Origin of the sequence: Synechococcus sp. Minos11 (assembly GCF_014279855.1) — a bacterium.
Taxonomy (GTDB): Bacteria; Cyanobacteriota; Cyanobacteriia; order PCC-6307; family Cyanobiaceae; genus RCC307.
This window is the reverse complement of sequence record NZ_CP047953.1, coordinates 986,518-996,291: the sequence shown is the minus strand read 5'-3', so window position 1 is coordinate 996,291 and position 9,774 is coordinate 986,518. Positions and strand designations below refer to the sequence as shown.

The 9,774-nt window shown below is 57.9% G+C and carries 21 protein-coding genes; 9 read left to right on the top strand and 12 right to left on the bottom strand.

Annotated features, from left to right (window positions below; genetic code table 11):
• Positions 1–6: 6 nt before the first annotated feature.
• On the bottom strand, positions 7–279 hold the full coding sequence (locus tag SynMINOS11_RS05560) for a hypothetical protein (RefSeq protein ID WP_186550389.1): 273 nt from the start codon (positions 277–279) through the stop codon (positions 7–9).
• Between the two features lie 293 nt (positions 280–572).
• On the opposite strand from SynMINOS11_RS05560, the gene SynMINOS11_RS05555 reads away from it, so the two are divergent.
• Positions 573–833, top strand: a complete 261-nt coding sequence (locus tag SynMINOS11_RS05555; RefSeq protein WP_011935508.1) for a hypothetical protein — start codon at positions 573–575, stop codon at positions 831–833.
• 54 nt (positions 834–887) lie between these two features.
• Here SynMINOS11_RS05555 and SynMINOS11_RS05550 read toward each other — a convergent pair whose 3' ends face one another.
• The 3 genes from SynMINOS11_RS05550 to SynMINOS11_RS05540 form a co-directional block, all read right to left on the bottom strand.
• Positions 888–1,091, bottom strand: coding sequence for a hypothetical protein (locus tag SynMINOS11_RS05550; RefSeq protein ID WP_186550387.1), 204 nt, complete (start codon positions 1,089–1,091; stop codon positions 888–890).
• A 312-nt stretch (positions 1,092–1,403) separates the two neighbouring features.
• A complete protein-coding gene (locus SynMINOS11_RS05545) occupies positions 1,404–1,745 on the bottom strand; it encodes a hypothetical protein (protein ID WP_186550385.1) in 342 nt (113 codons plus the stop codon).
• Positions 1,745–1,897: a hypothetical protein gene (locus tag SynMINOS11_RS05540; protein ID WP_186550383.1), complete on the bottom strand. Its 153-nt coding sequence runs from the start codon at positions 1,895–1,897 to the stop codon at positions 1,745–1,747. The genes SynMINOS11_RS05545 and SynMINOS11_RS05540 overlap by 1 nt, the downstream gene beginning before the upstream one ends.
• Here SynMINOS11_RS05540 and SynMINOS11_RS05535 point away from each other — a divergent pair.
• A complete protein-coding gene (locus tag SynMINOS11_RS05535; RefSeq protein ID WP_011935505.1) occupies positions 1,896–2,210 on the top strand; it encodes a DUF3303 domain-containing protein in 315 nt (104 codons plus the stop codon). The two genes, SynMINOS11_RS05540 and SynMINOS11_RS05535, sit on opposite strands and share 2 nt — an antisense overlap.
• A gap of 238 nt (positions 2,211–2,448) precedes the next feature.
• On the opposite strand, the gene SynMINOS11_RS05530 is transcribed toward SynMINOS11_RS05535, so the two are convergent.
• Positions 2,449–2,721 carry a DUF3764 family protein gene (locus SynMINOS11_RS05530; RefSeq protein ID WP_186550381.1) on the bottom strand — a complete coding sequence of 91 codons (273 nt, stop codon included), beginning with the start codon at positions 2,719–2,721 and terminating at the stop codon, positions 2,449–2,451.
• A gap of 54 nt (positions 2,722–2,775) precedes the next feature.
• Between SynMINOS11_RS05530 and SynMINOS11_RS05525 the strand changes: the two genes are divergently transcribed.
• Positions 2,776–2,955 carry a hypothetical protein gene (locus SynMINOS11_RS05525; protein ID WP_186550379.1) on the top strand — a complete coding sequence of 60 codons (180 nt, stop codon included), beginning with the start codon at positions 2,776–2,778 and terminating at the stop codon, positions 2,953–2,955.
• Between the two features lie 71 nt (positions 2,956–3,026).
• Here the strand turns inward: SynMINOS11_RS05525 and SynMINOS11_RS05520 are convergent, their stop codons facing one another.
• The gene (locus SynMINOS11_RS05520) at positions 3,027–3,197 is read right to left on the bottom strand and encodes a hypothetical protein (RefSeq protein WP_186550377.1); all 171 of its coding nucleotides are present in this window, start codon (positions 3,195–3,197) and stop codon (positions 3,027–3,029) included.
• A gap of 369 nt (positions 3,198–3,566) precedes the next feature.
• On the opposite strand from SynMINOS11_RS05520, the gene SynMINOS11_RS05515 reads away from it, so the two are divergent.
• Positions 3,567–3,797, top strand: coding sequence for a hypothetical protein (locus SynMINOS11_RS05515; RefSeq protein ID WP_043736816.1), 231 nt, complete (start codon positions 3,567–3,569; stop codon positions 3,795–3,797).
• Between the two features lie 24 nt (positions 3,798–3,821).
• On the opposite strand, the gene SynMINOS11_RS05510 is transcribed toward SynMINOS11_RS05515, so the two are convergent.
• Entirely contained in the window at positions 3,822–3,962 is a 141-nt protein-coding gene (locus SynMINOS11_RS05510; RefSeq protein WP_186550375.1) for a hypothetical protein, read from the bottom strand.
• Positions 3,963–5,029: 1,067 nt separating this feature from the next.
• On the opposite strand from SynMINOS11_RS05510, the gene SynMINOS11_RS05505 reads away from it, so the two are divergent.
• Positions 5,030–5,254, top strand: a complete 225-nt coding sequence (locus SynMINOS11_RS05505; protein ID WP_255445504.1) for a hypothetical protein — start codon at positions 5,030–5,032, stop codon at positions 5,252–5,254.
• 106 nt (positions 5,255–5,360) lie between these two features.
• The gene (locus SynMINOS11_RS05500; protein ID WP_011935496.1) at positions 5,361–5,615 is read left to right on the top strand and encodes an RNA recognition motif domain-containing protein; all 255 of its coding nucleotides are present in this window, start codon (positions 5,361–5,363) and stop codon (positions 5,613–5,615) included.
• 48 nt (positions 5,616–5,663) lie between these two features.
• Here SynMINOS11_RS05500 and SynMINOS11_RS05495 read toward each other — a convergent pair whose 3' ends face one another.
• Positions 5,664–6,056: a hypothetical protein gene (locus SynMINOS11_RS05495; protein WP_186550371.1), complete on the bottom strand. Its 393-nt coding sequence runs from the start codon at positions 6,054–6,056 to the stop codon at positions 5,664–5,666.
• A 292-nt stretch (positions 6,057–6,348) separates the two neighbouring features.
• Here SynMINOS11_RS05495 and SynMINOS11_RS05490 point away from each other — a divergent pair, with 292 nt between their 5' ends.
• Entirely contained in the window at positions 6,349–6,591 is a 243-nt protein-coding gene (locus SynMINOS11_RS05490; RefSeq protein WP_186550369.1) for a hypothetical protein, read from the top strand.
• Between the two features lie 148 nt (positions 6,592–6,739).
• Here the strand turns inward: SynMINOS11_RS05490 and SynMINOS11_RS05485 are convergent, their stop codons facing one another.
• The 3 genes from SynMINOS11_RS05485 to SynMINOS11_RS05475 all read right to left on the bottom strand — a co-directional run bounded on the left by SynMINOS11_RS05485 (position 6,740) and on the right by SynMINOS11_RS05475 (position 7,761).
• Positions 6,740–7,126, bottom strand: a complete 387-nt coding sequence (locus SynMINOS11_RS05485) for a hypothetical protein (RefSeq protein WP_011935492.1) — start codon at positions 7,124–7,126, stop codon at positions 6,740–6,742.
• 62 nt (positions 7,127–7,188) lie between these two features.
• A complete protein-coding gene (locus tag SynMINOS11_RS05480; RefSeq protein ID WP_011935491.1) occupies positions 7,189–7,488 on the bottom strand; it encodes a hypothetical protein in 300 nt (99 codons plus the stop codon).
• Positions 7,489–7,620: 132 nt separating this feature from the next.
• Positions 7,621–7,761: a hypothetical protein gene (locus SynMINOS11_RS05475; protein WP_186550367.1), complete on the bottom strand. Its 141-nt coding sequence runs from the start codon at positions 7,759–7,761 to the stop codon at positions 7,621–7,623.
• A gap of 178 nt (positions 7,762–7,939) precedes the next feature.
• On the opposite strand from SynMINOS11_RS05475, the gene SynMINOS11_RS05470 reads away from it, so the two are divergent.
• Together SynMINOS11_RS05470 and SynMINOS11_RS05465 are read left to right on the top strand one after the other, a co-directional pair.
• Positions 7,940–8,179, top strand: a complete 240-nt coding sequence (locus tag SynMINOS11_RS05470; RefSeq protein ID WP_011935490.1) for a hypothetical protein — start codon at positions 7,940–7,942, stop codon at positions 8,177–8,179.
• Between the two features lie 84 nt (positions 8,180–8,263).
• Positions 8,264–8,497, top strand: a complete 234-nt coding sequence (locus SynMINOS11_RS05465; protein WP_186550365.1) for a hypothetical protein — start codon at positions 8,264–8,266, stop codon at positions 8,495–8,497.
• A gap of 42 nt (positions 8,498–8,539) precedes the next feature.
• Here the strand turns inward: SynMINOS11_RS05465 and SynMINOS11_RS05460 are convergent, their stop codons facing one another.
• Positions 8,540–9,658, bottom strand: a complete 1,119-nt coding sequence (locus SynMINOS11_RS05460) for a choloylglycine hydrolase family protein (RefSeq protein ID WP_186550363.1) — start codon at positions 9,656–9,658, stop codon at positions 8,540–8,542.
• Positions 9,659–9,774: the final 116 nt, after the last annotated feature.

Here is a 9,774-nt window from a genome sequence, read left to right as displayed (position 1 = left end):
TTCTGCCTAGGTCGTCTCTTCTGCTGGAGGGGCGGCCTTCTTATTTTTTAGAGGTGCCAGCCCATGACCAAGAAGCAGATCCAAAACCTTGTGATCAGGCTGGCTTTGACAGCCATCTGCCTGAAGTTCCCCTATCTGCTTTTGGTCCCTGCGCTCTGGTTCATTTGGTTTGCCAGGGATGGCCAAGGCATCTGGATTGATCGCAAGGCCAAGGCTTTGCCGTTTGATGAGGACGTCCTCAGCCAGGGCTAACTCCCATGACTGACCCAACAGCGCCATCAAAGTCCTTAACGGCATTTCTTCCCATAGATCTGCGGGATTGACCTCTCTAGACAACGCCTAGGCCCAAACAGGTCATGCGGGTTTTGCTCTATGGCCCATGACCTCGGGGTGAGGGGGAGAACCGCTCCCCCTAATCAATCGAGAAGAACTGGGGCTATTTTTCTCATGACAGCAACCCGTCTCGGGATCAAGCTGCCACCAGTGGATGACTCGGCGAGGGTCTTCTTCCTCGCCCTAAGGGAAGCGCGCTGACTGCGTGGGCTGTGCTCTCGGTTCTCCCTTGGTCATCAATGAAAAAAATCAAGCTCAAAGGCGATGGCATGGATGCATGCCAGTGGATTCATCGCGGCTACACCGTGACGCTGAACCCCGAGCCGCGCGTGATCAGCATTGATGGCATCACCACCAACCAATACGAGATTTGGGGGCCTGACGCTGATGGCACCACCTTCATTGCCCAAGCTCATTCGCTGTTGGGAGCAAGGGAAGTCATTGATGCCGACCTCACGCGTTTAGCCAGCAGGGATCTCGGCGGCGGTCTTTGGACATAACTCGCCCTAACACCAAAGCCGAGCTGCCCTGAGCATCACCCCAATGGGGACAGCTCACAGAGCTCTCTGGGCTGACTCATCAGCGCTGAACGGCCCATCGTTCCGCTCGTTGCAAGCTTCGCTTTGAGCCAATTCAGGATCCACCGCGCACAAACGCTCCATCAAGGCCTGATGGTCGTACTCAGACAACGACCCATCAGCAGACCACTGCAACGAGGTGTTTCCAACCCGAATGTCCTGGATGGCCGAAGGTGCCATGGTCGCCTCCCTCCTTCACCGGTCCAATCTCCCAACTGACAGAGACAAATCGATACCCCCGTATGGGGGCCAAGCAGAAGCCATAAAAAATCCCCCAGTAACAGCTCTGGGGGGTCGTGACGTCGATCCGCTCTCCTGCCGGAGGGCTTCTTTTGATCATCTAACCGGGTGCCTCAAAAGGACTACCCCCAGATGGGGACCCCCCGCCTGAGAGATCAGTCGGGGGGAGATCACACCGCTCCCAGAGGACGGCTAGGAGCGTCGCCCGGATGCTGGTTGGGGTGCTGGCTCGTGTGCCAGAGGAAGGGCCACTCAGAACTTCCGGGGGTATGGGGGAGTGCCAGCCAGTTCCAGGTTGATTTCGCGGCAGATATTCATCCAGGCGCCCAGCCCGAAATTCACCCCGTTAGGGCCGTCGATGAACTCCTGAAAATGCTCAGCACTGATGCCCTCACGCACTTCCCAGATGCAGTAGGCCGGCCCCTCAGGAGAGATCGGGCAAAAGCAATGGTTGTAGAAGCCAGCGTCCAGGTTCTTGGCAACAGCCTCGTCCCAGCCGCCACCAGGAGCCATGGCGGCTTGAGCGCTCTGCCACCAAAGCTGAGCTTTGCCAGCTCGAAACTCGTGGTGAACAACGAAGAACTTGGAAGCCATCAACAGCGCCAGAAACCGGTGGAGTGTCCCACCAACCAAGCAGCAGCAATGTTCAAAAAGCGGTGCTGCCCATCACACCAGCAAAGGTGAGCCAGAACACTGCGGCGATCAGCGTTGCGGCCATAGGGTCCCGCCACCTGCTTTTTTGCCATGCAGCTCTACTGCGTAATCGGAACCTTCCCCGACATCGATTGCCAGCTCGCCGGCTACCGCGAATTCATCAACTACTTCGATGGCGGCTGCCTCAACGATTGCTTTGAAGGTTTTGAACTGCTGCATCGCGTTCACCTGCCCGGCCAAGGCCAAGTGGTTGCCCTGATGAAAGCCAACGGAACTGCCGAGCTGTTCAAGCACCTGGCTCCTTGGCGTGCTCAATTCGGCGTTGAGATGGACATCACCCCCGCCATCAGCGATGCCGACGTGGTGGCCAACCACAAGGTGCTGTTTGCCCAGATGGACGCCTGATCAACACATGCCGCAACGGCGCTTCTGCTCAGGCGCACAACAGCTCTAGGTGCTTAGAACCGACTCAAGCGTTCCCTGTTTCTCCTGCCAGGGATAAGGGAGTGCCTGACGGGGAGGAAGTTCAAGTCCCGTCGCGTTAAGGGGCACCTGCTTTGTGATGAAGCAGGTGCTTTTTTTTGCCGTTATCAGCGTCACAAGAGCCTTAAGGCCTCCCCGAACGAGCAGGCCCTTTGAGAGCTCAGCTGTCGCTATACGCGCTGATCACCGTGCTTTCGATCACGTGGCCGGCACCGCGGATCATCTCTTTGTTGTCTTCAAACAGCTTTTGCGCCACGCCAACGGGGCCTTGTTGCACCGCGCAAACCTTGCTGGGGTCCTCTTTGCTGACACCGCGATAGAGGCTCTTGATGCCAACTGCTGCATGCATCTTGGCCACATCGTCGCTGTCGTAGATCGCGGCCCACTGCGCAAAAGGAACGCTGAGGCTGAAGGTCCAGACGGTGGTTTCCATGCAATCAAAACACTGCCCGCGGAGTGAAGCACCTAGGCCGCTGCAGGGGTGGTGATGGCTGTGACAGCGTTCCTGCCGCGCCCGCACCCCAGGCCCATGCAGTGGAGCGCCGAGCAAGGAGAGGGCGCCGTCTTATGGATGGAGCTTGCGCCGATGGGGAGTGCCAAGCCGCACCAATTGGCCATTCACCCACAACGGTGGGGTGGGGTGGCTGTGCAACGCAAAAACCGCTGAGCGGCTTCGCCAATGGAAGAGGAGCGGACCGCGTTGCTGACGCCGACGAAGCCGCAAGTAGGGACGCGCTGTCACCAATCAACAGTGCCAAGGCTGTGCAAATAAAACGGATCGGCAAGGTCTTTGATATCAACCCTGACCCGATCACCACTGGCGACGTACTCAATAAAAAAAGCGCATTCGCCGCTGTCGTCGATGGTTTCCTCCTTGATCACGAAGCGGCGCTGGGATTGGCTACTCATGGGAAATACGAGCTATGGGGAGGGGATGTGGGAGTTGCTTCGTTCCTAAATCCAGCTCGGGCCGACCATTTGCAGCGACGGCTGCATAAGAGCCAACAACTGACACCCCAGCCTTGGGCCGCAGATCTACCCACCAAGAACCGGTGCTTTGGTGCCAACGGCGACGAGATGGAATGGTGTGACCGCATAAGCGGAATGAACCAGGTGCCCGCCGCTACCAACCAGGCTCATGGGCCATGCCTGCTGGCACAGCACCGCTGTGTAGGCAATCGTTCATGGAGTGGCTTGAAGTCCACAGCAAAACAAACGGTTTGAGCTGCACAGCGTTCAAGAAGCTGCGAGCATCCACAGGTGGTTGCTTCAGCGCCAATGGCCAAACGCGTGCTCGTGCTGCTGATCCCGTTTGCTCTCGTGCTGGGAGTCGTGACCACGGCACTGCTGTTGGGCGCCAAGACGGGCACCTCAAAGGGCAATTACTGGATCTACTTCTGCCGTATTGGCGTTGGTGCGGCGGCAGGACGCGATGGCGTCAAAACAGTGGGTCCTGTTGAGCCGGGTTATGTCTCCAACATGCTGGGGAAGATCGCCGGCTGCTGGTGAGCTCAATCCGATGAGCGCTTGCCGCTAGCGAAAGCGGGGCTCGGCTCCCACAGAAAACGTGCGGGTCACGGCGTAGCTCGTTTTAACTTCCGAGGCGGGCAGGTCGAGCACCTGAGCTGCGATCTCCACCGGATCACGACTGAAGCGTTTGATCCGAGCCGCCATCGAGCCCTGCGAATCGCTGGAACGTAAAAACCCTGAACGGGAATAGGCGCGTTTGCGCTTCAGCTGGCAGAGCATGGCTTTCCCGTCACTGATCTCGGTGTACCAGCAGGCTTGTGTTGGTCGGTCGCATACCACGAATTCAATTGGGATCTCACCAAAGAACGACCTGCACCGCTTAAGAGCGGACAAGCCGATTGAGCAGCACTGGAAGGCTCTCTGCGACGTGGATCAGGGAGCCTGGAGCGAGCTCACAAGAGCTAGACACACTTGGTGATGCAGAAGACAAGCTGAGACCCCTTGCACCGGCTCTGATCATCTGCTCCTACTGGGGATGAGCATGAGTTCGTGAGGGCGGGTGGTTCTGCCCTCTTTTTATGGGCGACAAGCCGTTGGAATGGCGCGCCACGACCAGCCAAAAACCTAGTTTACAATCCGTCACATCCCTGGGGTGATAGCCGGGGATGCATTCCAGACGTTCTTCGAGGGTGGCCGTGGGAAGCCACCCTTTTTTATGTCTGCGGGCGAGCCAATAAAAAACGCCCTAGGGGCCGCCCAGAGCGTCACTTCGACGTTTCGTCAGCTGGTTACTGCCGACAGGAGCAGTTTTAAGAGCCTGTCCTCTTGGCTGTGGAGGGCGCGGCCAAAGCGTTGCAGTCATTCACCAAAGCTCACAGCCAACTCGTTCACTCGATTTTCACCAGAACTGCTGCGATGGCTGACCACAGCCTGACCAGTCGCTCAAAAACTCAATGGAGATGGTGCTGGTGTCAGGGAGACATCCCACCACCAACCCACTGCCATGACCCGCTATCAAAAACTGTTTTCGGTACAGCGATCGGCATCTCCGCCGCACTGTGGTCGCTAGCTGGTTTCGTCGCTCCAGCGATAGCCAGCTCTGATTGCGCTCAGGTACCTGGCATCGGCCCCTTCCCAGGAGCCACTTGCTTTCAAGACGAGTTCGCACCCTTGATGCGTCAGGGGCTCTCCGGAAAAAATTCCTGACCGAAATCCAGGCCGTGGCTTCCAGCGAACCGCCGAGGGCACGGGCAAACGTGCAGACTGCCCACATGAAACAGCCGAACCAGCAGCAGCTCCGAGCGCTTCGGCTTACGGCACTGGCCAGGGACAGCCAAGTGGTGGCCGACCTCAACGCCTCGATTGCAGACACCCCCGACTCGCTGGTCAAAGAGCTGATGGACACCCATGGCTGGCCAGCCCATGAAGCCTTATCAGCCGTTCAACAGCTGCAAGAAAAAGCGCTTCGAGACACCTATGAACAAGCCGCAGCCTGAGCTGCTCAAGGGCTTGCAGGGATGAGACCAGCATCACAACCTTCTCCTGATGCACTCAGCTGAGTGCGCCCCGTGGCATGGTTGGTGATCAAACAGGCCTTTTCTTTTGACCATTTACATCGGCAATCTGTCTTGGGATTGCGAACAAGAAGATCTCCATAGCCTTTTCGCCGAATATGGCGCGGTCAAGAAATGCAGCCTGCCGCTGGATCGCGAGACCGGACGCAAGCGCGGCTTTGGCTTTGTCGACATGGCCAGCGAAGCCGACGAGCAAAAGGCCATTGATGATCTCCAAGACGTCGAGTGGATGGGCCGCTACATCCGCGTCAACAAAGCCGAGCCCCGTCAACCCCGCCGTTAATCGCTGCGGTATCGGCTGAGCCCCTGCTCGATCGGGCGCTCAGCAGGCTCAACTTGGATTGGTCTCAGCCTCTGGCTTGGACCAACTGCAGACCCACTGGAGATGGTCGGCGTCATCAGGCAGCAGCACGTCCTTCCAGGTCCAGACCGAATCAATCTCAGTCCAGTGCAGCTCTTCGTTCAGATAGCGCTGGTGGACAAGATATTTCTTGGTTTTGCAGTTGAACTTTTTGATGTAGGTGGTGTTGCGCCCATTGAGACGATCGGGGAAGACATCCGATCGGATCACAACGATCCCGCTTGGCTCTGTGCGCAAAAACCAATCGCGAGCCACCGGTTCGCCTTGGCCCCAAGGCTTGTAAACGGTGAAGTGATCAGGCTGGGCTCGCGTGGCCGGTGCAGCACTCAGCAGAGCAAGGGCAGTGATCAACAGCAGCTTCATCCAGCCACCAGGCCTTGGCTCATCCTCTCCCATGGCTGGCACCAAGCCTGATCAGCCAGCCATGGCAGAGCCAAGGGAGTCATTGGCCACAGCCCCGCTTCTCATCCAGTACAGGCCAATCGCGACGCCTGAACCAAGGTTGTCGCGTTCGGCAGAAACGGTCGTCACTGCCAACACCCTGCCGCCTGGCCTCTGGTGGCAGGCAAGTCCCAGGGGTGAGGGTTCGGAGCCCCTGGGCACCACTTCTTTTTCAGTACGCATGTACTAACGTGAAAACCTCTGGAGTCAGCGCATGCGGCCGATCTTTCTCGATGTCCAGGTGGGTGATGTTGTCGCGGTTAACCCGCCGCGTGAGAAGGCCTATTTGGCGCAAGTGCTCTACGTCGAAGGCGGGGCGAGAACCAGCGATCCCAACTTTGTGCAGGTCTGCCGCGAGCTCGACTGCCACGTGATGAATATCTGCCCAAGCTGGATCATCGAGCGCTTGCCTTACCGCCCTGAACCAGAACCACCACAACACCTCGCACGGCGTTGAGAAGGGTTGTTCGAATGAATGAGGGAAAGCACCCGCCCACCTCGACGGGTGCCAGACCCATGTCCACCTCCAATCGACGCTTCGGAGCCAGACCACTCGGTCATAAGTTCATACCGATACAAAACACCTGAGCACAACTACTCAGCGCTCACCAAGAAGTAAATGTTGGCTGCGAGAACTTGGCTGTTGCCAAGGTCCAACCCTGAGCGGTGAGTTGGCGCAAACCATCCATGAGCGCTTGGGTGTTTCCAGTGCGCAGCCAGGCCTGCTTCAGCTGCGGCAATGTTTCGAGAAAACAGTCCATCGGCAGCTCAAGCAACAGCAGGCTTTGCAGTCCCTGCGCGCGCTGAATGGCTCCGTCGTCGCTCTGCTGCCACAGCCTCAGCAACAGATCGAGGGCGAGCGCATGCCCATCGGCTCCTGGATCGCTACCGGCAGGGATGGATTGCTGGAGACCTTTGCCGCCAAGAGGTAAACGCCGTTGACCGTTTTGCTCGATCAGCGCCAGACAAACCAAATAAGGGTTATCGGCCATATCTGCGTGATCACAGCAAAGAGGAGCCGAACCTAATGCCCTGCAGATGAAGACCTAACGGCTTAGTAGTCGTCGCCGTAGGGCACATCAGAACCAGAGTCCATCCAGGCCACGGTTGTTCTGTAGCCCTGGGCTTCGGTGGCCTGCCGCTGCAGCGCAATGTCGCGAACTCCCTCAGGATCAAACCTGGGCGCGGTGATCCAGCTAAAGCCCTTGCCAAAGGTGTTGTCGGGATCAACCACATACCAGTGACAGGCGGTGTCAGGCACGTTCACCGAACACTGTTTCCAATCGACATCCCACTGGGGCACCTGAACGAAGTTGAGCACTGCGAACAATGCCCCAAAGATGCTCAACAGCACTGGATTTCAGTTCAGGGGGGCGGAAGCTAGCACCGATGAATCGTCTGCCGTTGGAATGCTGAAAGCAGGCAGTAAAAAACCCCTCAGCATCCAGTGATGCCAAGGGGACATTCAAGATCCAGCCGAAGCCAGTTATTTCAGGGCTTCCTTACGGGCCTCCAGGATCGGAAGCATCTCAGCGGCTTTGCGGCCAGCAGGGCTTTCAACGCCATGGACGTCTTGCCGGGAGTTCCAGCGGTGGATCAGCCGATCCAGCAGATCTCGTTCAGTCATGAGGCCAGAGCGTCACTGATCAGACCGTACGGGCAGCCAACCCAGCAATCGATGCTTCGCAGGAATCTCTCCATACGCCTGGCCAGCGAAATTACAGGCCGGGGCGGTTATCCCTCCTGAGCCAGGCGGCTGCAGCAAGGAAGCGGTTCATACCGTTTGAGCAGAGATTTTTGATTTGATGTCTGAAGACACCAGCAATAAAAAAGACTGCGGCGGAAAGAAAAAAGCGATGCTGGCCTATGGCGTGATTCAGATCTCAGCCACCGTTGTCTCCGCCATCTCGCTCGCCGCCATTGCTCTGGGGCTCTGCTCGATCAAGCAGGAGAGCAAAGCCTTCAACAACTGCGTCGATGAGGTGATCGCCGAGGGAAAAACCACTGCTGCGGCTGTGCGCTTCTGCAATGGCGGCGCGATCTAGGCCTCCCCAAGATTTTCCTAAAGGGGCCATTCATTTCAGGGAAGGAAATGCAGGGTGGGGGCAGCTCTTGAGCTCCTCTCTGAGATGACCAAACTTTTTGCCATCGCTGCGCTAGCCGGCCTTGGCCTCACGGCCACAGCCACCCCAGCTCAGGCCAACACCGTTTGCTACTGGGAAAACGGCCGTCAGGTCTGCGCCAGCCGCAATGTGCATGTGGCCCCACGCCGCAACGTTGATGTGCGCGTCAACGGCAACACCGGTGGTGCTGCCGTACGCGTGCAAGGTCCGGCAGGCACCCGGGTGCGCGTCTACCGCTGAAGCTCACAGCCCCCGCCACCGCGGGGGCTTTTTTTTGTGCGGTTAGGGCTGCAAGGTCGTGATCTGTTGGCTCTGATTCAGTGGCATCACCTTGATCTCGCCTCCAGCGAGCGGCAGATCGGCAAAACGGAGTTGGCGCAGATCGGGATTCTCAAAGGTTGTGATCGAGTAGGTGCCGTTCTTTTGATCTGCAACAACGCTCCACTCGGTGATCTCGTAGCTGGCTTTGGAGCTGCCGCCACCAAACGCACCACCCGGGGGGATGCCAATGCTTCCAGGGGGCAAATCAAATTGGCCGAGCAGATGAAACGCCGTTCCCACCTGCTGTTCTGAGCTCAGGTTTGTGGGTGCATTACGGCTGATGATCAGCGCGCGGATGAAACGCGACGTGGCCAGGAAGTCTCCAGGCAAGCCATGCAAACCAGCGCCTGAGCTGGCTGGCGGCAAGCTCAACCCATTGATGCGCATCTCTGCAGGAGGCATGGCACTGAGATTGGCGTAGTTGCCAGCAGCAGCCAGGTGATACGGGAGCGGTGGATCGTTGGTGTAGACCCCAGTGGGGTTATCGAGCATGTTGAGCTCACCTTTGATGTATTCGACCGAGAGGCTCTGACCTGAGCGGTCGTGCAGGGTCATGTGGATTGGCACCGGGCCGCCAAACGCTTGCAGTACTGAGCCATTCACAAAGATGTCGGGGAGCGCCTGCTTGACCTCAGCAATGGATTCAAAGTTGCTCAAGACATAGATGAGCAACTGCCAACTGGCGATTGAGCGATCCGCCTCACCAGCGGGAACATCTTGAAACTGGGCATACCCGTCGAAATACAGCAGGCCCCCGGCCATGCCGCGTTCATTCATGCCATCGACGACCATGTCATCGACACCAACAGCATTCATGCCAACCACGGCATAGCGGCTGGTCCAAGCCAAACCGGTACCGCTTTGCCCTGATGGTCCGGCCCCTTGCAGTGATGTGCCGCGTTGAATCAAAACGGCATCACTATTGAGTGGCTTGGCAAATTCCATCGTGCGGCCATAGACCCTGCCGCCGTCGTTGCCTTGCAGCATGAAGCTGGTGCAGGCCTGCGCAGCGTTGAAGCCTGAGCCCATGAAGCCGATCCCCAAGCCAATGGCCAAGCTGCGTCGCAACAGTGATGCCATGCCGTGGTCGCTCAAAACTGATCAACCCTTGCTCTGTCACCAGATCAGGGTTCCGGGGTTCCACTTTTTTTTGGGCTTCCAAGCAGGTGAGGTGTTCCTACTCACAGGGGATCCAC